General features: G+C 35.4%; 22 protein-coding genes and 1 pseudogene. 4 read left to right on the forward strand and 19 right to left on the reverse strand.

Going from position 1 to position 25,202, the window contains the following annotated elements; genetic code table 11:
- The first annotated feature begins 106 nt into the window (after window positions 1-106).
- Together HMPREF1208_RS05425 and HMPREF1208_RS05430 are read left to right on the forward strand one after the other, a co-directional pair.
- On the forward strand, window positions 107-739 hold the full coding sequence (locus HMPREF1208_RS05425; protein WP_016425356.1) for a GNAT family N-acetyltransferase: 633 nt from the start codon (window positions 107-109) through the stop codon (window positions 737-739).
- Between the two features lie 12 nt (window positions 740-751).
- Complete coding sequence (locus tag HMPREF1208_RS05430) at window positions 752-1,906, forward strand: acetoin utilization protein AcuC (RefSeq protein ID WP_016425357.1); 1,155 nt, start codon at window positions 752-754, stop codon at window positions 1,904-1,906.
- A gap of 82 nt (window positions 1,907-1,988) precedes the next feature.
- On the opposite strand, the gene ccpA is transcribed toward HMPREF1208_RS05430, so the two are convergent.
- The 11 genes and pseudogenes from ccpA to HMPREF1208_RS05485 all read right to left on the reverse strand — a co-directional run bounded on the left by ccpA (window position 1,989) and on the right by HMPREF1208_RS05485 (window position 15,592).
- The gene (gene ccpA / locus HMPREF1208_RS05435) at window positions 1,989-2,978 is read right to left on the reverse strand and encodes a catabolite control protein A (RefSeq protein ID WP_016425358.1); all 990 of its coding nucleotides are present in this window, start codon (window positions 2,976-2,978) and stop codon (window positions 1,989-1,991) included.
- 359 nt (window positions 2,979-3,337) lie between these two features.
- A complete protein-coding gene (locus HMPREF1208_RS05440) occupies window positions 3,338-4,429 on the reverse strand; it encodes a bifunctional 3-deoxy-7-phosphoheptulonate synthase/chorismate mutase (protein ID WP_016425359.1) in 1,092 nt (363 codons plus the stop codon).
- Window positions 4,430-4,804: 375 nt separating this feature from the next.
- Window positions 4,805-6,124: an ISL3 family transposase gene (locus tag HMPREF1208_RS05445; protein ID WP_016425360.1), complete on the reverse strand. Its 1,320-nt coding sequence runs from the start codon at window positions 6,122-6,124 to the stop codon at window positions 4,805-4,807.
- A gap of 285 nt (window positions 6,125-6,409) precedes the next feature.
- The gene (locus HMPREF1208_RS05450) at window positions 6,410-7,291 is read right to left on the reverse strand and encodes a hypothetical protein (RefSeq protein ID WP_016425361.1); all 882 of its coding nucleotides are present in this window, start codon (window positions 7,289-7,291) and stop codon (window positions 6,410-6,412) included.
- A gap of 250 nt (window positions 7,292-7,541) precedes the next feature.
- Window positions 7,542-8,003: pseudogene (locus HMPREF1208_RS05455) on the reverse strand (DUF948 domain-containing protein); the annotation flags it as partial.
- A gap of 77 nt (window positions 8,004-8,080) precedes the next feature.
- Window positions 8,081-9,394: a UDP-N-acetylmuramate--L-alanine ligase gene (gene murC / locus HMPREF1208_RS05460; protein ID WP_016425363.1), complete on the reverse strand. Its 1,314-nt coding sequence runs from the start codon at window positions 9,392-9,394 to the stop codon at window positions 8,081-8,083.
- 30 nt (window positions 9,395-9,424) lie between these two features.
- Window positions 9,425-12,622: a DNA translocase FtsK gene (locus HMPREF1208_RS05465; protein WP_016425364.1), complete on the reverse strand. Its 3,198-nt coding sequence runs from the start codon at window positions 12,620-12,622 to the stop codon at window positions 9,425-9,427.
- An 18-nt stretch (window positions 12,623-12,640) separates the two neighbouring features.
- Entirely contained in the window at window positions 12,641-13,240 is a 600-nt protein-coding gene (gene ytpR / locus HMPREF1208_RS05470) for a YtpR family tRNA-binding protein (protein ID WP_016425365.1), read from the reverse strand.
- Window positions 13,241-13,245: 5 nt separating this feature from the next.
- Complete coding sequence (locus HMPREF1208_RS05475; protein WP_016425366.1) at window positions 13,246-14,112, reverse strand: DUF1444 domain-containing protein; 867 nt, start codon at window positions 14,110-14,112, stop codon at window positions 13,246-13,248.
- A 92-nt stretch (window positions 14,113-14,204) separates the two neighbouring features.
- Window positions 14,205-14,513: a thioredoxin family protein gene (locus HMPREF1208_RS05480; protein ID WP_016425367.1), complete on the reverse strand. Its 309-nt coding sequence runs from the start codon at window positions 14,511-14,513 to the stop codon at window positions 14,205-14,207.
- A gap of 11 nt (window positions 14,514-14,524) precedes the next feature.
- Window positions 14,525-15,592, reverse strand: coding sequence for a M42 family metallopeptidase (locus tag HMPREF1208_RS05485; RefSeq protein ID WP_016425368.1), 1,068 nt, complete (start codon window positions 15,590-15,592; stop codon window positions 14,525-14,527).
- Between the two features lie 94 nt (window positions 15,593-15,686).
- Between HMPREF1208_RS05485 and HMPREF1208_RS05490 the strand changes: the two genes are divergently transcribed.
- Window positions 15,687-16,004 (forward strand): hypothetical protein, encoded by a 318-nt coding sequence (locus tag HMPREF1208_RS05490; protein WP_016425369.1) that lies wholly within the window; start codon window positions 15,687-15,689, stop codon window positions 16,002-16,004.
- A gap of 40 nt (window positions 16,005-16,044) precedes the next feature.
- Here the strand turns inward: HMPREF1208_RS05490 and HMPREF1208_RS05495 are convergent, their stop codons facing one another.
- Complete coding sequence (locus HMPREF1208_RS05495) at window positions 16,045-16,866, reverse strand: YtnP family quorum-quenching lactonase (protein ID WP_016425370.1); 822 nt, start codon at window positions 16,864-16,866, stop codon at window positions 16,045-16,047.
- Window positions 16,867-17,325: 459 nt separating this feature from the next.
- Between HMPREF1208_RS05495 and HMPREF1208_RS12045 the strand changes: the two genes are divergently transcribed.
- Window positions 17,326-17,652, forward strand: coding sequence for a transposase family protein (locus tag HMPREF1208_RS12045; RefSeq protein WP_154840301.1), 327 nt, complete (start codon window positions 17,326-17,328; stop codon window positions 17,650-17,652).
- A gap of 258 nt (window positions 17,653-17,910) precedes the next feature.
- Here the strand turns inward: HMPREF1208_RS12045 and trmB are convergent, their stop codons facing one another.
- From trmB to HMPREF1208_RS05535, 7 genes are all read right to left on the reverse strand, one after another.
- Entirely contained in the window at window positions 17,911-18,558 is a 648-nt protein-coding gene (gene trmB / locus HMPREF1208_RS05505) for a tRNA (guanosine(46)-N7)-methyltransferase TrmB (protein ID WP_016425372.1), read from the reverse strand.
- A 12-nt stretch (window positions 18,559-18,570) separates the two neighbouring features.
- A complete protein-coding gene (locus tag HMPREF1208_RS05510; protein ID WP_016425373.1) occupies window positions 18,571-19,362 on the reverse strand; it encodes a phosphotransferase family protein in 792 nt (263 codons plus the stop codon).
- Between the two features lie 233 nt (window positions 19,363-19,595).
- Window positions 19,596-20,444 carry a D-amino-acid transaminase gene (gene dat, locus HMPREF1208_RS05515; RefSeq protein WP_016425374.1) on the reverse strand — a complete coding sequence of 283 codons (849 nt, stop codon included), beginning with the start codon at window positions 20,442-20,444 and terminating at the stop codon, window positions 19,596-19,598.
- 2 nt (window positions 20,445-20,446) lie between these two features.
- Window positions 20,447-21,856, reverse strand: coding sequence for a dipeptidase PepV (pepV, locus tag HMPREF1208_RS05520; protein ID WP_016425375.1), 1,410 nt, complete (start codon window positions 21,854-21,856; stop codon window positions 20,447-20,449).
- A gap of 456 nt (window positions 21,857-22,312) precedes the next feature.
- The gene (locus HMPREF1208_RS05525) at window positions 22,313-22,723 is read right to left on the reverse strand and encodes a YtxH domain-containing protein (RefSeq protein ID WP_016425376.1); all 411 of its coding nucleotides are present in this window, start codon (window positions 22,721-22,723) and stop codon (window positions 22,313-22,315) included.
- Between the two features lie 56 nt (window positions 22,724-22,779).
- Window positions 22,780-23,493: a pseudouridine synthase gene (locus HMPREF1208_RS05530; protein ID WP_016425377.1), complete on the reverse strand. Its 714-nt coding sequence runs from the start codon at window positions 23,491-23,493 to the stop codon at window positions 22,780-22,782.
- Window positions 23,493-25,127 (reverse strand): putative polysaccharide biosynthesis protein, encoded by a 1,635-nt coding sequence (locus HMPREF1208_RS05535; RefSeq protein WP_016425378.1) that lies wholly within the window; start codon window positions 25,125-25,127, stop codon window positions 23,493-23,495. The genes HMPREF1208_RS05530 and HMPREF1208_RS05535 overlap by 1 nt, the downstream gene beginning before the upstream one ends.
- Window positions 25,128-25,202: the final 75 nt, after the last annotated feature.

Consider the following 25,202-nt stretch of genomic DNA (forward strand, 5'->3'; position numbering starts at 1 on the left):
GACTATTGTTTTCAAAATATTATACTTATTCTGACTACAAGATGAAAATTCACAAAAGTTACATTATAATAAATGTAGTGTAATACGTAAGAAAGGAGCTACCGTCATGTCTCATGTAAAAACATACGAATTTGAAAGTTACGAAAAAGCTGGTCAAACCTTTGTGATTGAAGGTCCTGTTTCAAAAGATTATCTACAAACAATGACATTTGACGAAGGACTTGATGCGTTTCGTATACCCATTGCGCAATTCGAAGCCATCCAAGATATAAGTACTTTAGACGAAGGTCGCATTTATATCATTAGAAAAGCCCAGCATATTATTGGTTATGTCACTTATTTATATCCTGATCCAATGGAAAGATGGTCAACAGGAAATCTCCCTTATTTACTTGAACTAGGTGCTATAGAAATTAGCCTACCCTATCGTGGTCTAGGATTAGGAAACGCGTTATTAAAAGTCAGTACACGCAGTCCTGAATTTGAGGATTACATTGTCATCACAACTGAATATTATTGGCATTGGGATTTGAAAAATTCTGGTTTAGATGTTTTTGAATATAAAAAACTGATGCAAGCAATGATGTCGCATGGCGGATTGGAAGTATTTGCTACAGATGACCCTGAAATTACGAGTCATCCTGCAAACTGCTTAATGGCTCGAATTGGCAAAAATATAACAGTCGATCAAATGACAGAATTCGACAATATACGGTTTATGAATCGTTTCTTTTTCTAGGGGGTGTGTGGCATGAAAGAACAGTCACAACAAACAGGTTATGTCTATTCAGACGCGCTTTTACGGTATCGCTTCCATAATAAACATCCATTTAATCAAATGCGTGTTAAGTTAACCACCGAATTATTAAAAGCAACGGGTTACTTGTCAGATTCACAGATTATTAAGCCAAGACAAGCCACAACAAATGAGATTGCAACCGTTCATAATTATGACTATATTGAAGCCGTAAAACGTGGGGAAAAGAATATTTTAACTATTGACGAACAACAAAAATATGGTTTAGGGGATGAGGATACACATGTATTTTCAACGATTCATCGTAGCACAGCTACCATTATCGGAGGCGGATTGAATCTGGTTGATGCCATCATGACAGGCCAGTTTAGAAATGGTTGTCATCTTGCTGGAGGGCTTCATCATGCACACGAAGGACGAGCAAGTGGTTTTTGTGTTTATAATGATGCAGCCATTTACATGAAATATCTCAATGAACGATACCATCAACGCGTATTGTACATTGATACTGATGCGCATCATGGGGATGGTGTGCAATGGCGTTTTTTTACTTCAAATCAAATTATGAATTATTCAATTCATGAAACAGGAAAATTTTTATTTCCTGGTTCAGGACACTACACTGAGAGAGGCACCGATCAAGGTTTTGGCTATTGTATCAACGTGCCTTTAGAACCTTATACAGAGCATGATTCTTTTATCGATGTCTTTAAAAAAACAGTAGGAAAGGTTGCAGAAGCATTTCAACCTGATTTCATTGTGAGTGTCAATGGTTCAGATATTCATTATTTAGATCCACTGACACATATGAGTTGCAACTTAAATACACTTTATGAAATCCCTTATATTATTACGGATTTAGCAGAAAAATATTGTGACGGAAAGCAAATCATGTTAGGCGGTGGTGGTTATAATATTTGGCGTGTCGTACCTAGAGCTTGGAGTCATATTTATTTAAGCTTAATACACCAACCACCGTTATCAGGAAAATTACCAGAAGCTTGGCTGAACAAGTGGCGCCATTATAGTCCTGTTCCAATTCCTGAATACTGGGAGGAACAGTTTGAAGATTATCAAGAAATTCCAAGAAGAGAAGCCATCACGAAACAGAATGAACAAGTGGCCTCTAACATTTTAAGCTGGTTTTAATAACCAAAATCTTAAAAAAATAGCTGTGAAGAAATCTATTTTCATAAATGTCTTCACAGCTTCTTTGAGTTTGAATTGAATATTAGCGTGTCGTACCACGATATTGAATTTTATGTGGCAAAATAACGTTATGATCTTCAATATCTTCGTTATTCATATATTTAGTAAGTAAACGCATCCCTACCGCACCAATATCGTATAAAGGTTGAATGACGCTTGATAATTGTGGCCGTACCATTTCAACTAAGCGTGTATTGTTAAAGCTAACAACTTGAATATCTTTAGGTACTTCTAGACCATAATCTAAAGCGGCGTGAACAATGCCTATTGCTTGTTCATCACTAATAGACAACACAACATCTGGACGATATTCACTTAATTTCTCAAATGCGCGTAACCCATCTTTATAAGTTTCATTTCCTACATATAACAGATGTTGATCCACAGATAAATTATGTTTTTCTAACGCCTTTTTAAGTCCATCATATGCATCTTCTTGTGCTTTTTTTGAATAGCCTCCACCCACAAAAGCAAATTTCGTTGCACCTGATTGAACAAGCTTTTCAGTGACTTCTTCACTTGCTTTAACAAAATCAATATTAACTGAAGCAATACCGTCGTCTTTACCATTCGTACCAGAAACCACAACCGGTATTGAAGCGCGGCTAATTTGTTCTTTAATATCTTCCGTTAAAGTGCCCCCAAGAAAGATAATACCATCTACTTGTTTACTTAATAAATTATTAAAAATCTCTTTTTCCTTTTCAGGATCGTTATCAGAGTTTGATATGATTGTATGATATTTATACATCGTTGCAATATCTTCTAGACCTCGCGCTAATTGAGAGTAATAGATATTAGAAATATCAGGGATGATAACGCCAACTGTCGTCGTACGCTTACTTGCTAAACCTCTCGCAACGGCATTAGGTCTATAGTTTAAACGTTTAATAACCTCGTTTACTTTATCTCTTGTTTCAGGTTTTACATTTTGATTCCCATTCACAACTCTTGACACTGTTGCCATCGAGACACGTGCTTCTCGAGCAACATCATAAATGGTTACAGTCATATTGAAAGTCCCTCCTCGAAAACGCTTTATTGTTTATTTTAATACGTTTTCATGTCATTTTCAAAGTTTATCATAAATTGACAAATTTAGAAATCTAAAACGCTTTCTTGTCAAATTTTTGTCATATTTAAAAATAATATTATAACGTAATTATTGTCAAAATGATATATATACTCATTGTTTTATTGATATCTTATTTTCTTTTCTATCAATATATATAATGGAAATAATTATTTTAAATATAAAGCACCAAAAGCGACGAAACCATTCATCAAAAAATAGCTTCGCCGCTTAGGAAAAATCATATTGAATTTTAGCTTGGTTTGTCTTGGTTTTTTATAAAGGTTGTTACACAAAAATTATTTAATCTTTTGTTGATTATATAAATCTGACAGCGGTTTGAGTACATTGTAGAATGCATCAAATTCATTTAAATCCATTTGCTGACCACTATCACTTAACGCAACAGAAGGTTCAGGGTGTACCTCAGCCATAACACCATCCGCACCTACAGCTAATGCTGCCTTAGCAGTTGGTAACATAATGTCTTTTCTTCCTGTACTATGTGTCACGTCAACCATAACTGGTAAATGTGTGCCTTGCTTCAAAATTGGAACAGCAGAAATATCTAAAGTGTTACGCGTTGCTTTTTCGTATGTACGAATACCACGTTCACATAAAATAATATTTTGGTTACCTTCTGAAGCAATGTATTCAGCTGCATAAACAAATTCTTCAATTGTTGCGGATAATCCACGTTTTAACAAAATTGGTTTTTTCGTACGACCAGCTTCTTTTAACAATTCGAAGTTTTGCATATTTCGTGCACCGATTTGAAATACATCTAAATATTGATCTGCAATTTCAAAATCGTTTGGATGTACAATTTCACTGACAACATTTAAATCATATTTATCTTTAATTTGTTTTAATATTTTAAGGCCTTCTTCTCCTAATCCTTGGAAATCATACGGAGATGTACGTGGTTTAAATGCACCACCACGAATGAATTTTTCACCTTTGGCGTGTAAATTCTTAGCAACAGCTTCAACTTGTTCATATGATTCTACAGAACAAGGGCCAAATACAAATGATTTTACACCTTCTCCTATAATGCCACCATTATCAAAATGAACAATGGTATCTTCAGGTTTCAGTTTACGAGAAACATAGAGGTGCTTTTCATTATCTGACTTTTGTAAATCTGTTGAGGCTTTAAATATTTCTTTAAACAGTTGTTTAATTACATTATCATTAAATGGACCTTGGTTTTTATCAATTAATGTATTGAGCATTTCTTTTTCACGTTGCGGATCATAAACTACTGTGCTTTGTTTACGTTTTTCCTCACCGATTTTTTGAGCAAGCTCTCCACGTTTTGATAATAAATCTAAAATTTGTCCATTGATATCTTCAATCTGCTTTCTGTATGCTTCTAATTTACTTGTCATATCTTTCACCTCAACCAATCATTTTCTAACTTGCTTTAAAGCAATAAAACTTCAAGTGGATATTGAGTATATTATCAATAATATCCCTTAATTTCAACCCATTCTCCACAATAATATATAAACATAAACTACTAATTATTAAAACTGTAGAATATATTGCGCAGTAAGTCAATGTATTTTGACAGAAAATTTAAAATTTAATATCAATTATACCATTTTCTAGTTTTATTATAAACTTTTCTTGCATCAGAGAAAACGATTCAGATTTGTGGGCACATTTTAGTTTAGTTGAGGATATTGAATGGCTTAAACAATGAGCAATAAGCCTAATTTAAAAGGTTCTTTGTCAACGTCGGTTGGCGAGACGATAACGCATTAAGCAACGTTATTTTGTTGTTTAATGCGTTTTTTATATTCACTTACAAATACCTTGGAAATGATTAAGATTCGATTCCTAAAATTCCAGAAATTTCTATAACCATAAGAAACCCGTTTAATCAGTTTTATTTTATTATTAATGCCCTCAATTGGCCCATTCGTTAAATGTGGATAACGCATCGTATTTGAGATATAGGGCAAATATTTGATGAATGTTTGAATGACGCGCTTGAGTCCTTGTGAAATATCTTTTGTTTTTGAATCCTGTAAGATGAAGCGTAATTGCTGGATATCGTTTACTTTCAGAGCACTTAAAAGACGATGCCCCGTTTCATATGTCTCTTTGAGCCTCTCATCAAGCTCCAATAAATACTGAACTAAACTGTATTGACTCTGCCAAGACTTAAAAAGTCCGTATGACTGATATATCATTCGATCTAAATCTAAGGGCGCTTTTAATAGTAACTTCCAATAACGCTTTAATTTATTATATTGAGGTCTATCTTTTGTCCTAAAACCATTCATAACTTGAACTCGGCATCGATTGATTTCACGATTGATAGCCTGCACGATATGAAAGCGATCCATAATTATCTCCGCATGAGGAAATAAGTCTTGAATGAGTGCGATATAAGGTGGAAACATATCTATAGAGATGGTTTTCACTCTTTCACGTTGCTTTCTAGAGAACTTTAAAAAATAGGCTTCTAATTTATGTTTGCGACGATCAGGTAAAATATCGATGATATCATGGGTTACACTATCACAGTAAATAAAGCTCATCGCACCTTCGACATCTTTCGTTGATTTGAATTCGTCAAAAGCTAAGTGCTCCGGTAAAACATGATGTGCCTGCGTCTTCACCGAATCACTTACCTCTTTTAAATGGCGATGGACAGTTGAAGGTGATACACATAGACTTTCAGCGACATCCTTTTCAGAGATGACTTTAGATAGTTTCCGGGTCATCATGCGTTTGACCTCATTTGAGATGGTACATCGGGGTTGAATATAGGGTGTTTGAGCTGTAAAGGTTTGTTGACAAGCTTTACAGTAAAAGCGCTGTTTCTTCAATTTTAAATAGGCAGGTCTTTCAAAAATTAATCCCATATAAACTTTCGTTTTACGAAAGCCATGTTTAATAATTAAATGGGCATCATTTTTAATTCCACAACACGCACAAGCACTGGGATGATATGTCAATTGGCCTTCGTATAATAATGCCTTTACGTTTTTATGTACATCTAATCCTAGATTTTGAGTGATTTTTAAATTTTTGACTTTAATTCCAAGCATTTCTGATATATCATTACACATAGGCACAATATCTCCTTAATCGTTGGTTTGGTCACTTACAATTATAGAGATATTTGTGCTTTTTTAATATCAAAAATTAAAATAACGGTCAGTGAATATTTCACCAACCGTTAAAAATATACAACCATTTAAAATAGAATTAGCGGAAACGACAAATTGAGGCTGTTGCATCTCATAAAGTGAAGTCATATCATAAAAAAGCGCTAAAACGATTTTCTATTAAAAATCATCTTAGCGCTATTATTTTTGAGATTAATGTCTCATTTTCGTTATTTTAAATTGATGTTATTTATTGTTGAAAGTATGTTTGTCTACTTTACTATTTGTTTTTTTAGCTTCTTCAGATACAGCTTGATTATGTTCAGATGAAAGTTTAAAGTCATCTTTTTGTTTGTTCTCTTTATGAGAAGTATCATGCGTAATCACACCATTTTCAAATTGTGCTTCACTATGCGGTTGCGGTTTATTTGATGATTGTGCTGTAGCATGTGCCTGGCTATCTGATTTTTGACCTTTATCATCTACTTGTGCTTTACCATTGTTTTGATCAGCAGCTTGACCCGCTAAACGATCTGAATCGACTTCATTACGAATCGCGCGTTGTTGTGCTGCAACGGTATCATCTTGTACAGCTTGTTTGTTTTGCGTTTTTGTAGCTGTTGATGATTGAGAATTTTCTTGTTGAACAGGCGTAGCAGCCGCTGTTGCTACACTTTCATTTTTATGATTTTTTAGGTCAGTAGACTTTGTTGATTGATCATGATTACGCGTAGGTTGTTCTAAACGATCTGAATCCACTTCGCTTCGAATCGCACGACGTTGCGCTTCTAGTTCTGAAGACGTTACGTTCTCTTTATTTTCAGGTTTTTGTGTAGCACTTGCTTTTTCATCTCTAATTTGTCTTGCTTGCGCTTTAAGTGCTTCTGCTTTACGTTGTGCTTCTTCTCTCAATTGTACAGATTGTTCGTTGACGTTCACAGTTTGATTGCGATTTTTATTCTTTCTTTGTGCTGATCCTGGTTTTAAAACAATACCTAACGCACTTCCTAAAATAGCACCTGCTACAAAGCCGAATACGAAATCTAAACCTTTGTTTCCTTCTTCATAATGAGGCACTTCATAACTTTCTAAACCTTTAGTGTATAAGTCTCGATTATATTTTTCCATCCAATCGTCCCCTCCTATTAATAAATGCACTTAAATCAAGTATTAAACTCATTTAAGTGCATTCTGTTTAAAGCCTATTCAAAATCTGAACTTATTATTTGTGTTTAGAATCAGAGTCATTTAAAGTCGTATACTTTGTATTTACTGATTCTGGGTCAGTTGAGAAATCGTTTAAGTCTTTATTTTTATATTCATTATTCACTAATTCATCGTTAGATAAAGAATGTGAATGTTGATGACCTTGGCCACGATTTGCATCATCTGCTACGTTGTTCGTTTTATAAGCTGCACTTCCACGGCGGCTTTTTCTATTTTGCCATTTATCAGCAATTTCCATTGCAACATTAGACCATTGAACAACTTGTGAAATTTTGTCTTCGTTCTGTGAAATGTTATGTGTAATTGAGTGAGTTACACGATCCACTGAACCGTTTAATGTTTGCACTGAATCACCAATACCTTTTACTGCGTCAACCACAGAGTTTAAGCGATTTGCTTTGTCTTGGATATCTTCAGTTAAACGATTTGCTTTGTGTAGCAGGTCAGTTGATTCACGTGTAATCCCTTGAATTTGACCTTCAACACCATCAAGTGTTTTAGCCACATGGTCCAAGTTCTTTTTAACAGAAACCAATACAGCTACGATACCAATACACAAGATTAAAAATGCAATTGCTGCGATGATTCCTGCAATAGGTAAAATCCATTCCATTCGTAAACGCCTCCTAATGACATTAAATAATATGCTATTTATTTTACTTTAATACCCAACCTCTTGAAACTCAAACATTAAAACCCATGTTCAACACTAACTTTTTCCATGTATGCTTTGAGAATCTTTTGAATGTCTCCTGCACCCATAAAAAGAAGTACAGCATCGTCATGTTTCTCTAATTGGTCAACATTATCTTCTGAAATCAAGTGTGCCCCATCAATCCGTTGTAATAAGTCTTCAATTGACAATTCACCTTGATTTTCACGAATGGAACCAAAAATATCACACAAATAAGTTTGATCTGCATCACTTAACACATCTGCAAACTCTTGTAAAAATGCTTTTGTTCGAGAGAAAGTATGTGGTTGAAAAATCGCAACCACTTCTTTATTAGGATATTTTTTTCTAGCTGTCTCAATTGTAGCACTAATTTCTCTTGGATGGTGGGCATAATCGTCTACTAATACTTGATTTTGTACAAATGTTTCATTAAAGCGACGTTTTACACCACCGAAAGTAATCAACGCTTCTTTAATATTGTCTACATCTAACTTTTCAAGGTAACTTACAGTTAATACAGCCAAGGCATTTAAAATATTGTGATCACCATATTGTGGTGAGACAAAATGATCATAATACTCACCTTTAATATAAACATCGAATGCTGTTCCTTTATCTGTAACTTCGATATTTTGTGCAGAAACATCCATTGATGGATCGAAGCCATAATAATAAACTGGAATATTCACATTAATTTCTTTAACGTAAGGATCATCACCCCATGCGATAATCGCCTTTTTAACATTGTTTGCCATCCCTTGGAAAGCATTAATGACATCATCCACATCTTTGAAATAATCTGGATGATCAAAATCGATATTCGTGATAATCGCATAGTCTGGTTGATAACTTAGAAAATGACGTCGGTATTCACAAGCTTCAAAAGCGAAATACTCACTTTGAGGCAGCCCCATACCTGTACCGTCACCAATTAAAAATGACGTCTTTTTATCACCATTCATTACATGAGACAACAAACCAGTCGTTGAAGTTTTGCCGTGCGCACCTGTCACTGCAACGGATATGTACTGGTTGATGACTTCGCTTAAAAAATCGTGATAACGAATCACTTTTAAACCGAGTTCATGTGCACGAGCGATTTCTTCATGTGAATCATTAAATGCATTACCTTGAATAATGGTTAACCCCTCAGTAATATTATCCGCGGTAAATGGTAATATTTTAATCCCCTTATTTTTTAATGCAATTTCAGTAAAAACGTACTGGTCTATATCTGATCCTTGAACATCATAGCCCAAATCATAAATAATTTGCGCTAATGAGCTCATCCCAGCACCTTTAATACCAACAAAATGGTATTTCGTCATTGTTTCATCGCTCCTTTCTCTTTTTCCACACTAAAGCTCATTTAATTCAGACTCTGTAAGATATACATCACGTGGTTTTGATCCATTTGCCCCAGAGATAAAACCCAGTTGTTCTAATTGATCAATGATACGTGCTGCTCGATTATAACCGATTTGAAAATGGCGTTGTATTAAGGAAGTTGAAATATGGTTTTCTCGTACCATAAATGCGCATACGTCATCGAATAATTCATCCTTAACAGGTGCTTCCGTTTTTTGTAATAACTCTTGCTCTTGGAATAAATATTCAGGCTCTCGTTGTGATTTAATAAAATCAACCACAGCATCAATTTCATCATCTGACACAAAAGTTCCTTGAACACGTATCGGCTTATTCATGCCACCACCAAGATACAACATGTCCCCATAACCAAGAAGGCGTTCGGCGCCACCACTATCTAAAATGGTTCTAGAATCCACACTCGATGATACCATAAATGCAATTCGAGTAGGTATATTTGCTTTAATCAATCCCGTAATGACATTGACTGATGGTCTTTGTGTTGCCACTAACATATGAATACCACATGCACGTGCTTTTTGTGCCAATCGTGCAATAGATTGCTCTACATCTTGAGGCGCCATCATCATTAAATCTGCAAGCTCATCTATGACAATCACAATTTTAGGAATGCGTTGATCATAGGACACTTTTTTGTTGAATGCTGATATGTTACGGACATGTGCTTGTGCAAAAAGCTTATAACGTCTTTCCATTTCATCCACAGCCCACTTCAAACTTTGCGTCGCAGCTTTTACATCTGTAATGACTGGTGCAACGAGATGTGGTAAATCATTATAAGGTGCAAGTTCAACCATTTTAGGGTCAATTAAAAGTAGTTTTAATTCTTCTGGATGGTTTCTATACAACAATGAAATTAAAATACTGTTAATAGAGACAGATTTACCTGAACCCGTGGCACCTGCTATTAAAGCATGCGGTGTTTTAGCTATATCCATAAGTAACGGTTCGTTATTGATTCGATTTCCCATTGCAACTGTTAATTTTGATTCCGCATTTTTAAATACTTGTGTATCGATAATCGATCTTAAATTAACTTTTGTCGCATGTTGATTAGGGACTTCTATACCTACCAAACTTGTACCCGGTATAGGGGCTTCAATACGTATATCTTTCGCTGCAAGCGCCATTTTAATATCATCTTGCAAAGCAGTGATTCTTGAAACCTTTACCCCTCTTTCAACAGATAATTCAAAACGTGTCACACTTGGACCTTCGATAACATTGACAACTTCTGCTGGAACATTGAAATAATAAAAGGCATCGTTTAACTCTTGTTTTTTCTCAGAAATCCAGGCTTCATCACGTTCTTGAATTTCAGGCTCATCCAGTAGTGCAATACTTGGCAAATTCAAATTAGGCCCACGTCGAACAACCTTTTCTTCTTGTTTTGATGCTGTAGATTGGGTATCTTCAACAAAATTTTGATTATGTACCGTCGTCATTGAAGATTCAACTTCTCGTTGCTCTGACGTAGTAGACAAATCTTCATTAACAGATGTTTGTTGCGTTGGATTGTCAGCAATTACTGCACCTTGTGTATTTTCATTTGAAATTGCATCTTCCGCTTGTGATGATTGTTGATGTCTATCATCTTTCACTTCGTTATGACTTGGATTGAACTGTTGGATTTTCTTTTGTCGATCCATAATTCTTTTTTTATCTGACGGTGTCATAACAACATTAAAAGGCTTGCTTCCTTTACGTATCGGCGTGATAGTCGGTTTTGTTTGCTTTTTATCAGTTGTCGCATTGACTTTATCGTCATTTGATTGACTTTCTTCATCATTAGAATCTGTCGTTTTTTGGACCTCTACATGATTGGATTCATTCGTTTTATCACGATGAAGCTCTGGTTTTAGCACAGGTTCTAACTGGACGGTATCTTTAGCTTTTACATCCTTATCCTCAAAGCTCGCCACAGTGTTTTCATTTTCTTCAATATCCTCATTGTCAGAGGCATTACTCATATCTGTGGCATTACTATCCATTGCATCATTCTCATTTTCTTGATGCCATTCACTTTCAAAATTGTCTTCATAGTCTTCTAATGCCGTATTATCAGTCGTTTCCTCAGATGTTTGTAATTCTCGCGGTTGTTGTACTGACAAGTCCTCAGCTGTCTCTACACTTGCAGAAGATGGCTCATCAAATTGTGCCAAATCAACTTCTTCATACGTATAATAATGATTCTGATCTTGTGATTCAGTTTCTTCAACATTTAATTGTGGCGTATCTTCAGCCGTTGTAGGAACGTCATCATCGGCGTCCTCTATAGATGTATCATATTGCTCACCTAATAACTGACGTGCTTGTGCCGAATGCATATCGTCAATCGCTTTTTGCAGCTCATTTTGTGTATCATTCGCTTGATGTTCACGTTTTTTCTTAAGTTCCTCTTGAAAACGTTTCTTTTGTAGCACTTTTTTCTCGCGTTCACGACGAATTTCTTCAACAATTTGAGACGCATAAATATTTTCAATATTAACGGTGTTACTTCTTGGACCAGAAGGTGTACCTTTTTGAGAATTTTGTGCTTTGCTATTTGATTGAGTTTCGTTTTTATTGCTTGAACTTGTTGATTTGACCTTTGATGCTTCATGCGTATCTTCAGCATGACGCGTGCCAGGTGGTTGCTTTAATCCACTATTTTCAATTTTCTTATGTTGTTTTGTTCCAAATATCGCTGAAGGTACCTCACTTGCTCTAAATTCCTTCTGGTGATAATTTGGCTTTTCAGGAAAATGATTTTTAGCATGGCGTGTATATTGCGATCCGACATGCTGATTTTTATGATAACGCTGATTGTTGGAATATTGAATGTTATCTTGTTTAGATACTTGTTCAGAGGCTTGCGATGGTTGCTGATGCATACCGCGATGACGACGCTGTTTACGATCTGTAATTAAAGTGTGTGGTGTATGTTGTGACACGTTTTCTTTATGTTGTTTAGCTGTTGCAGTATGATCTTGTGTTGGCTCTCTATGTTGCTCATACATATGAATTGGAAAGCGGAATTTACCTCTTGGTCTTTGGTAAATATCGTTACTTTGCGGTACAAGATCACTTTTAATTTGACTTTTCTGTTGCTCGCTTTTTCTTCGTTTTGAACGTTGTGATGAATAGCTTTTATCATCTTCACCAAATAATTGATCAAACCAGCTCATTGATTTCACAACCTTCCTTTATTCATCGAAAAATGATTGACCTACTTTATAACTATCTTCTAAAACCATGATTCCTTTCTCTTGCGGCGCATTAGGCAAGTTCAGTTCTTTCATTGAACAAACCATACCACTTGAAGCGACACCTCTTAGCTCAGCGTCTTTAATAATCATACCACTTGGCATTACAGCTCCAACTTTGGCAACAACAACTTTTTGACCTTGCTCAATGTTTGGTGCACCACAGACGATTTGTAACGTTTCAGAACCCACATCAATTTGACAAACGCTCAGTTTATCAGCATCTGGGTGCTTTTCTTTTGATTGTACATAACCTACTACAAATTTCGGAGATAAATCCGCTTCAAGTTGATAATCCAAATCTGTTTCATCAATCATTTTTTGAATGTCATCAATATGTGATGCCGTCAATTTAATATGACCTTTTCCAGAAAGGCTCAAGTGATTTGTCGCATTGAAAAGGTTAAAGCCGACGATCTCACCTTCTTTTTTTATTGCAACGACATCTCCATAACTTTCATATTCAAATGGTCCTTCCACTTGATCAATTTGTAAAAATGCAACGTTTCCAACTCCTGTTGGGTTATAAAATAAATTCATATTCATTACTCCTCATTTTGATTATCATTATCTTTAGTTGCGCGTAAGTGATGTACGACATTAGGATGTGCTTGATTTTTAGGCTTATTATTTTTACCTAAAATGAAGATAGGTTCGAAGTGCCCCTCTTGATAAGCAAACGAAAGTGAGGTTATCGGAACTAATCCTTTAGCAAAAAAGTCCATAGTAATATGTGCCATCACGTCATAACCTGTTTTGTTCCGTATATCTGCAATAATGAGCACATCTTGATGTGGAACGGCGACTAACATTTCACCCTGGCATCGTTCTTCAAATTCACTTAATAGCTTTGCGTTCATGATGCGACTTGCATCATAGCCATCATTTTGATTAATAAAATAAAAGATATTCCCTTTTACTTCATCTGTCGTAAACGTATTATCAAGTTTACGTACGTTAAACATCGCCATTTCTTTAATTTGTTGTTTGGACAACTTTAAAGATGTCATAAGTGTTTCATCAATGAGACGATACGATTTTCCTAGATCAAGAGCAAAATAAATACGTGTTTCAGCAGTATGCGGTTCAGTAATAAACACTTTTCCATCATCTGTTTTCTCATTAAAACTTGTCGAACGTATGACAGGCATCACACGTATTTCATCTAATGCTTTATAGGATTCATCTTTCATTTGATGAATGGTTTCTTCAATGTAATAAATAATTTCATCAACAATATTTTCTTGCCCTTTGTTGAATTTAGCAACAATTGGGGAAAGTTTAACTGTTAAGCCTTTATGATTATCAGTTCGATAAATTCTCAAAGATTCTTCTTTACGATTAAATTGATATTGAACCTCTAAATCTTCTAATCGTGACTTAATCAAATCTCTCATTTTAAAGACATTCATTTTTTCACTCCTAATTTCATGCCTTTTATTAGTTTACAATAAATATACCCTTAGGACTAGAGAAAAACTATGTCCCAAGGGTTAAAATCTATTTAAAATTGACTCAAAAATTCATCGATTTGTTCTACTGTTTTTCGTTCTTTTCCAATATAAGAACCCACTTGCTTACCATTTTGATAAACTAAGAAACTTGGAATGCCCATAATACCGTGCTCAATCGCTAAATCAATGAATTGATCTCGATCCACTTTTACAAAGTCAAATTGTTGGTACTTTTCTTCCAGTCCAGGTAAACCCGGCTCAATGACATGACAATCTGGACACCAACCTGCACTAAATAAGAAAACGGTATTTTTTTGCGCAAATGCATTAAATTGTTGTTCACTTTCTAATTGAATCATCACTATCACTCCTATTGATATTGTAATCGTTCTATCGTTTCATCATCTAATTGACGGATAGACGCCGTTAACCATGCATTCGCTGCTTGATAATCACGAATATCAAAAACAGCATCCACACTATGAATATATCTTGCACACACGCCAATCACAGCAGTTGGCACACCAATATTCGATTTATGAATTACACCGCCGTCAGTACCACCAGGTGAGATATAATGTTGATATTGAATCTGGTGTTCTGCTGCAATTTGTTGTAAATAAGATTTAAAGGCTGGTTTGAGTAGCATCGTACCATCTTTAATTCGTAACAGCGCCCCTTCTCCTAGTACACCCGAAAGACCTTGTCGCCCTTTCATATCGTTAGCAGGTGAGCAATCAACAACAAAAGCGACATCTGGATTAATCAGACGCGCAGCCGCTTCAGCACCTCGTAAACCTACTTCTTCTTGTACATTCGCGCCAACATATAAATCAAAATCTAATTCAACGTCTTTAAGTTGTTCGAGTAATTCTAGACCGATGACACAGCCGTATCGGTTATCCCATGCTTTTGCTGCATATCGGTGTTCAGACAACTGTAATAATTCTGTGTGCGGTACAATAGGGTCTCCTAATTGTACGCCTCGCTTTAAAACATCCTCTTTAGAACTTTCTCCAATATCTAAAAGTAAATCTTCAATGCGTGGCGCGCCTTCTTGTCCTGTTCTAAAGTGGCTTGGTATATTCGCCACTACACCGATGATTTCTTCATTTTGTTGTGTCAAAATTTTAAGACGTTGCCCTTGCCAAATATCATTTGCCACTCCACCAAGGGCCGTAAATTTAATCAAACCTTGTGCCGTTACTTCTGTGATCATAAATCCAATCTCATCCATATGGGCTGCAACCATTACACGTTTCGCATTTTTATTTTTACTTTTCTTTACACCGTAAAATCCGCCCATTCGATCATATACAAATGTATCAACATAAGGTGTCATACTCGCTTTCATATATTCACGTACGCGATGTTCAAAATTAGGAGCACCGTGTAGTTCCGTTAAAGTCTTAATTTTTTCAATCGTACTTGTTGTCATATCGCACACTCCTTATTTTTTTAGTCTCTTTATTTAGTATATCATCTCTACTGTGGTAAACTAGAATTAAGTCTTCAACAAGGAGATGTGAATTATGTTATCGAAAAAAAACTGGCCTTTATTGATACCAATCACAATCGGCGTGGTTCTTGCAGGAAGTTATTTTTATGTGCTGAATATGAATAAACAGAAATATATCCCAGCCAATAAAGTCATAGATTCTGTTAAAAGCTACTTTAAACATGTCACAGGGTCTTATATCCTTTATGAACCGACAACATATCGTAAATTTGGTATCGAATATGAGGTATACAAAGGGGGCATCAGTGCTGAGCGCAATGGTAAAATTTACCATTATGAATTTATCGCTGACGCATATGATGGCCAAATCATTGACATTATAGAAATATAGCTGAGGGGATTGGACACAATTTAATGTCCACCCTTTTTTATTATCTCAAGATTTGCGCTTTAATGTTTTTTAAGTCATCACTTAATTGTACCGCAAAATATTCAACATCATGATAAAACAAAAACCAATATTCGTTTGCCGCATAGTAACGTGTTAAGCGCTCTTTTTCTCTAATCGATTGCATCGGATAATCATCATAGGCAGTCACCCAAAGTGGATTACGATGTGCCGCTGTGCTAAAAATATCTGCCATGTGTACAGCTTTTTCATTATCACTTTCTATTTCAATTAAAACATGGCCATAGCTATGTCCGCCGGTATGTTTCATCTTTATGCCCGGATAGGGTTCAATCGTATCTTCAAATAAAATCATTCGATCTTCATACGTACCTCTATTACTTGGCCAATATGTTGCTCGGCTTCTGATATTAGGTGCTATAAATTCATGCCACTCATCTTGTTGTATATAATGGCGCGCATTTGGAAACTGTGCATTCCCCTCAGCGTCAGTAAGCCCTGTCGCATGATCAAAGTGCATATGTGTCATTAAGACAAGATCTATTTCCTCAGGTGTTAATGAAAAACGCGCTAATCCTTCCTTAATACGAGACTCATTGATTACACCATAATTACGTAATTGCTTCTCAGTTAATTTATGATTGCCAATACCTGCATCAATTAAAATATTACAATCGCTTGTCCGAATTAGAATAGGATGCGTGACTAACGGAACTTGATTTTTATCATTCACTGCATATTGTTTTTCCCATAATGGTTTAGGTACAACACCAAAAATGGCCCCACCATCCATTTGTGTAAAGCCACCATCTAATGCATCAACTTTAAATTTACCAATATCCATGTTACCACTCCTTAATATATTAATTGTAAGACGCTCAGACAGTTCAATGCAACGAATTGCAAGATAAAAGACAATCATTTATAAACACACACGACGATAGAATCAATCTCGATATCAACTGGTAAACTATCAAGTTTTACTAATACACAATATTTATAGTTAACATCATCATACGCAAACTCATTGGCTACTTCCTTAAAAAGCCAGTAAAAGCAAAAAAGGTTCTTCATTTTTTATGGTGGGATGACATAAGTCATACTGCTTTTTTGTACAAAAATAGCGCAAATGCCTCTATCATTTTAAGTGACTAAACCAAAAATAAAGGAGACATATTGCGCCTATGTGTAATGATATATTAAAAGATAATAATATTAAAATCACTAAAGTTGAAGAAGATGTAGTTATTAGAGGTCAGAAATCTAACGTCATCTTTGGTACCCTTTCATATAAGCCTATGACTTGTCCTCACTGTTATCATTCGAATCCAAACCGAATACACAAACACGGAAAACGTTTATCGCGAATTACTTTTTTAAGATTCCAAGAGATAGCAGTGTATTTAAATCTGTTAAAACAATGTTTAAATGTAGGGTTTGTGGTCGGACTTTTACTTCTAAAACAAATGTTGTTGAGGATAACTGTTTTATCTCAAACCATGTTCAGAAAGCTATTATAGATAAAGCAACACAAGTTCGCTCAGAAACTGATATCGCAAGTGATTGTAACGTTTCTGCATCTTCTGTAAAACGTGTGATTCATAAAGTAAGCAATGCCACTTTTCAATAGTGAAATTGCTTAAATAGATTGCGTACCGAGTCGAGACTCCCGAGGCATAGAGCCGAAACCGAAAATCCATTTTGGCTTCTTATGAGCTACAATAAAAGCCAAAATTAGTTGAGGTAAGGCGCCTGGGAAAGCGAGACTCGAAGAAGCAATCGGAAGTTTGCGACTTAATTATTATAGACACATAACCACCATATAAAGTGTACAGCCGCAAAAAATCGGATTGATAAACATTGACATGCTTATCAGCCCGATCCTTCATCATTGATTTTTATTGTGAAACTTGGCTTCCATGCGATAAATTCTAGAGCCTTTTTCAGCAAATTTATGTTCGTATTCTGTTGGTATATTGTCACCTTCATCTTCTTGATGTAGGTTTAAATTGATTTTAGTAAAGTACATGCCATATTGCGACATACTTTCTAAACTATATGCAAATAATCCACGGTTATCGGTTTTGAAATGAAGCTCCCCATCATTTTTCAAGATTTGCTCGTAGATTTCTAAAAATGTTGGGTAAGTTAAACGTCGTTTAGCATGGCGTTTTTTAGGCCATGGGTCAGAAAAGTTAAGATAGATTCTATCAACTTCATCATTTTTAAAATAATCTGTTAGCTTTATCGCATCATTACACAATAATTTGATATTCGTCAGTTTCAACGCATTGACTTTATCTAACACACGAATCATCACATTTTTATCTCGCTCAATCGCTACATAATTAATATTCGGATTTTGACTTGCAAGTGTCGTGATGAATTTACCCATGCCCGAGCCCACTTCAATATGAATAGGCTGTGACTTTTCAAACCAGTTACTGACTTCTTGTGCGTGTGAACCGTCCAAATCGACAATATCACTATGCTCAATCAGATAGGACTCAGCCCACGGTTTATTTCTCATTCTCATGATTCGTTCTCCTTATATAAAAACGTTACTTCCCATCACTTGATTTAAAAATTTAAGCCACGTGTTCATATCTTTATAACGTTTATGTTCTTCGTTCCACTGAACCATACCGATAGATTGAATGACGGTATACCATTTCATTCGTTTTTTTAAATTTAAGGTTTCTTTTACCTCGTATATATCAAACCATTCAGACCATTGGGTTTCAGGTACGTAGTTGTAGAGCAACATTCCGATGTCAATCGCTGGATCGGCAATCATCGCACCTTCCCAGTCAACTAAGAAAAGTTCATCTGTATCCGATAATAACCAGTTATTGTGGTTAACATCACCATGGACCACCGTATAAAAACGTGGATCATATTCAGGCATATGCTCTTCTAAATAAGTCAAAGCCTTACGAATGACATGATGTGTCAATACTTCTCTCGATAAAGAAGCATTAATTTTATTCAGCATGATTTCAGGCGTGATAGGTGCCATTTCCATACGTTTTAACATCGTTAATAGTGGTTTTGACTGGTGGATTTTTCTTAATAAATAGGCCACTCTATCTTGAGCCATTTCATTTGAAGTTAATTCACGCCCATTTTTCCAATGTTGCGCAGTGACTACTTCACCCGTTTCAATCCGCTTCGTCCAAACCAATTTTGGAACAATACCTTCAGCTGATAATGCTGCAATAAACGGATTCGAATTTCGTTTCAAAAACAGTTTTTGCCCATCTTGCTCAGCCATATAAGCTTCCCCTGATGCCCCGCCAGCAGAGTCAAGCGTCCATCCTAACTGATAAAACTGCTCCACAACTCACTCACCTCACTTTCCAATTAGAAAAGGCTCATGAAAAATTATTCAAGAGCCATATTTACATCATCAATTTTCAATGATTTTATTTCTGTTCACGTTTTGCACTCAAGTTAAATTCTATAATTATTGGCCTTTTTTTTCAACCAAAAATGGGACACAAAATGTGACTTTTTACCTTTGTGCAACACAAAATTTCATAAAAATATCATAAATTAAATTAGATTTATTTTTTAATGTGAATGTGAACGGATATAACGTTCGAAACCTTTTTGTAATTGGCGTGTGATTGGGCCAACCTTCCCATCGTTTACAGCTTCACCATCTAAAGTGACAATCGGCATTACTTCTACAGAGGTACTTGAAATGATAACTTCATCAGCCTCTTTCAAAAATGCGACCGTAAAAGGTTCCTCTTTCATTGTAATGTTTTCATCTTCACAAACCCATTTAATCACTTGTCGTGTAATCCCATTCAAAATAAGATGACTTACTGGGTGTGTATAAACAACGTTATCTTTAATCGCATAGACGTTACTTGATGCACCTTCTGTTACAACACCATCACGATGTTGAATGGCTTCAATTGCATTATATTTCGAAGCATATTCTTTAGCTAATACATTACCTAAAAGATTTAAGCTCTTAATGTCACATCTTAACCAACGAATATCTTCTGTAGTGACTGCAGAGACACCTTCATCAAGTGCTTCATAGGGACGATCGTAGTGTTTAGCAAAACCTGTGATAACGGGTTCAACAGGTGGCGTAGGAAACGCGTGATCACGAGGTGCAACACCACGTGTCACTTGTATATAAATGCCACCATTAACAACTTGATTCACTTCAGCTAATTCACGTACAAGCTCTGTTAAAGATTCAACAGTATGATTTAAATCAAAACCAATTTCAGCCGCGCTTCTTAACAAACGCTCGAAGTGTTCTTTTGAAGTAAATAATTTACCGTCATAAACGCGGATATATTCATAAATGCCGTCGCCAAAATTATAACCTCTATCGTTAAAAGGTACTTTTGCTTCACTTTCATCGACAAAACTTTGATTCAATAATATTTTTGTCATACTTATCCCTCCACACAAACCGAATAAATGGCCTCTAAATAAATGCTCGTTGCGTTGAATAACTGCTTCTTAGTAATATATTCATTTTTTTGGTGCATTAAATCTTCAGAGTCATCAAACATTGCTCCGAATGCGACACCTTTATCTAAATTACGGGCATATGTCCCGCCACCAATTGTAAATGACGGTTTCATATCGCCTGTTTGGTTACGATAGGCTGTTAATAGTTTTTGAATAAATGGATCATCTGGATTTACAAAGTGTGGTGTTTGGACTTTATGCAATTCAAGTTCAAAACCTTTTGCTACCAATTCTTTTTCAAATGCTGCAATCGCAGTATCAAAATCAAAGCCTTCTGGATAACGTAGGTTAATACCAAAAGTACCTCCATTTTCACGATCATAACGAATCACACCAGGATTAGTAGTGACATCGCCCATTTCATCAGAATGAAATTGCATATTCATTTTCTCTCCGAAATGTGACTCAAATAAGTATTGGTCACTCAATGCTGCCCATGCTTTCGCAGATTGATTTAAGTTTAATGTATTTAGGAAATGAATTAAATATAATCCTGCATTGACACCGATAGCTGGATCCATTGCATGTACAGCCTTACCGTACACACTTAATTTTAAAATTCCGCTGTCAACTTCATGTTCTCCTGTCAATTGATGCGCTGTTAAAAATGCCTCAAATCGTTGAATCGTGTCCGTCATATTTTCTTTAACTAAAATATGCGCATGTGCTTTATCAGGCACCATGTTGTAACGTTCACCAGATTCAAATTGTTGCAACTCAATTTCAGGTTCATCTTCATCAAGCGCTAATGTTCGTTGTTTAATATCAAAAGTTGTAATTCCTTTTTCACCATGAATTAACGGGAACTCTGCATCTGGTGCAATACCGATGGACGGCATTTCCTCTGTTTTAAAATAGCGCTCTGTACATTTCCAATCAGATTCCTCATCACTTCCAATGATAATATGTATTCTTTTTTTCCAATCCACATTCATATCATTAAGAATCTTAACTGCATAATATGCGGCGATGGTTGGCCCTTTGTCATCTAATGTCCCACGTGCAATAATGCGGTCTTCCGTTTCAACCGGGTCAAATGGATCTGTATCCCATCCGTCTCCAGCAGGCACAACGTCGACATGACCTAAAATTCCGAACAACTCTTCACCTTTTCCAATCTCAATACGACCTGCTAAGTGATCTGTATCAAATGTGTTAAATCCATCTCTTTCAGCGAGTTGATACATATAATCTAATGCCGCTCTTGGACCAGGTCCAACTGGTGCTTCTGCGGTAGCTGCTGCATCATCACGTACGGATTTAATAGATAAAAGTCCTTTTAAGTCTTCGATCATTTGCGCTTCATATTCTTGTACTTTTTCTCTCCACATGCTGATCATCTCTTCCTTTTTAATAGTTGTACTTTCTATTCTACATGAATTATTCAATAAACAACAGTAAAATTGATGGACTCACATTTTATTTTTCAAACATAATCAATCGTTTGCGACAGACGAAGCGCCATCTGTCCTCATCAGCACGCGGACACTCCTTTTTATTTTTATTGAATAAAAAAACGAACCAGTTCACTTGATATACACCAAATACTGATTCGCCGACAAATTCAAATTGAAATGTCTTCAATTTGAATGAACTAGGGTTTTAGAATTTTTGATACAAAACAACTTTGTAGTCAAATTTGTAATATTTCTCAACCCTAGAAAGTCATTGTAAAGCGATGAAATAACGCAATCACTATTGGTCGTTTAGACGTATATGTCATTCGTCATCTAGTTAAATGAATGAAAGTACACCAAAATGATTAATCGTTTCACAAATCCTTTACATTATGATTGATTCTTATTATTCAATTCTTCTTCAGTCACAATACGCAAATTATTTGCTGGATTACCGCCGCCTTCATCATCGAATTTGGCTGCTCTTTTATCCGTTGTGTCTTTAGTATCGTTATTTAACAACTGTTCTTTTTTATTATTAATAAAACCTTTTGGATCTTGCTTAGCTTCATTTACATAAGCTTTTGGATCCTCTTTCACTTTATTAAATTCTTGTGTCGCAGCTTCACCAAGTTGCGAAGCTTTTTCTTGTGCACGTTTTTTATAATCTTCTGGGTTTTCTTTATACTTGTTATATTCATTTTTTAATTTGTCACGGTTATCTTTATTAGAAAGTACAACTGCAGCAACAGCACTTCCAATACCGATAGCCGCTCTTAAAAATTTTCCAGATTTAGCCATGATATCACCTCAATTTTGTTTAGTGTAAGGTTACCCGGCTAACAAAGAATTAAACATTAATTTTTTGGATTCAAAGTGGGATAAAGCGTAGTTAATTCTTCAGCAGTCAACGCCCGACATTCACCTGGCTTTAGCGTCTCATCCAATTGAACATCACCAATGGCTATCCGCTTCAATGCCAGCACTTCATTATTAATCGCATGAAACATCCGCTTAACTTGATGATATTTTCCTTCTTGAATCGTAACAAGTGCCGTATTAGGAGGCTCTAATATTTCTAATTGCGCAGGTTTGAGTAATCCTTCTTTTAAAGTGATTCCTTTTTCAAAAGCGGTAATATCCGACATTTCAAGTTGTTTTTTAGCTTCAACCCAATAAGTTTTTGTAACATGCTTGTTCGGGCTCATTAATTCATGATTAAACTTCCCATCATTAGTAATGAACAATAAGCCTTCCGTATCTTTATCTAATCGACCTACAGGAAATAAATCTAAATGTGAATCGTCCTTCACTAAATCAATAACCGTTTGATGGACTGGATCTTCGGTTGCTGAAATAACGCCTTTAGGTTTATTCATCATTAAATATTGAAAAGGTTCATATTGAACCTTTTCACCATTCACTTCTATTAAATCGGTATCCGCATCGATTTGAAACTTTGGACTTTTAATACGCTCTTGATTACAAGTTACAAAACCTTTTTTAATTAATACTTTGACCTCAGAACGTGTACCGAATCCCATTTGAGAGAGAAACTTATCAATTCTCATTATAAGAAACCAACTTTTTGACGAATTTTATTTGGAATATTACCTAAAAACTTATCTGCAAGTCTCGTTTTGATTGTAATACCACCGTAGATTAATGCACCAATAACTGCACAAATCACAGTTATGATGAATGCACCTACATGACTCGCTGGAGAAATAAAGAGTTGCAATACGTAATAGATAGCTTCTACGATAATCATCATTAAAAAGCCATAGAATAAAATTTTACATGTATCTAAAAGCGTGTCATAAAATTTAAAACGCGCATATTTTTTTAATACAACAAAATTACATAAAATCGCAAAGAGTAATGCAATTGCAGTACTTAAAATCGCACCAGCTGTTTCAAACATAATAATAAGCGGCATGTTTAATAAAAATTTCAATACGACAGAACCTAAAATGATAAAAACAGTGAGTTTCTGCTTATCAATACCTTGAAGCATTGAAGCAGTGACACTTAATAAAGAAATTAAAATTGCAACAGGTGCATAATAAAACAATAATCGACTGCCATCAATACTATATTCATAAAAAACAGTATATAGTGGCACAGCTAGAGACATAATCCCTAAACTTGCAGGTACAGTAATATACATTAAGACACCTAAAGCCGTTTGAATTTGGTGATGCATCTCTCTAAAATCACCTTTTTCATACGTTTTTGTAATAAAAGGGATCAAACTAATCGCAAAACCTGCCGCTAAAGACGTAGGTATCATGACAATTTTGTTTGTCGTCATGTTTAACATGGTAAAGAACATATCTTGTAAACGTGTTTCAACCCCAGCAATCGCTAAAGCATGATTGTGAGTTAATTGGTCAACAATCATAAATAATGGAAAATTCAAACTCACAATAACGAAAGGAATACTGTAAGATATAATTTCTTTGTACATATGTTTATACGAAACATCGATTCCTGTCGTATCGGATTCAACCATTTCATGTATCCCTTTACGACGTTTAATCCAGTACCACCATAGTGTCAAGATACCTGCAATTGCCCCAATTGCCGCACCAAAAGTTGCAATACCATTAGCTAATAAGACTGAACCATCAAAAACGTTCAATACAAGATAACTTCCTAAAAGGATAAAAATAATACGCGCAATTTGTTCTGTCACTTCTGAAAGCGCAGTTGGCCCCATAGATTTATAACCTTGGAAAACACCTCGCCAAGTTGCAAGTACAGGTATAAAAATCACCACAAAACTAATTGTTCTAATAATAGATGTTATTTGATCAACTGTCCAACCTGCTTTTTGATCGGTATTGTTTGCAATTGTTATTGACGCAATTGTTGGAGATAACAAATACAGTGCTAAAAAGCCTAAAATACCGGTGATACTCATCACCACAAAACTCGATTTGTATAACTTTTGACTGACACGATATGCGCCTAATGCGTTATACTTTGCCACATATTTTGATGCTGCAAGCGGAACACCTGCTGTCGCTACCGCTATCGCGATATTGTATGGCCCATACGCATAGTTAAAAGGCGCTAAATTATCGGCGCCACCGATAATTCGATAAAACGGAATAATATAAATGATACCTAAAACTTTAGTAATGAGGATACTTAATGTGAGTAAAAAAGTTCCTCTTACCAATTCCTTATTTTCACTCATAGCCAACCTACCTACTCTTCAATTTTTCAAACTCAAATTATAACACAATATGGTTATTATACACCGAATAAAGAT

Source organism: Staphylococcus sp. HGB0015, from assembly GCF_000411275.1.
GTDB classification, from domain to species: Bacteria; Bacillota; Bacilli; order Staphylococcales; family Staphylococcaceae; genus Staphylococcus; species Staphylococcus schleiferi.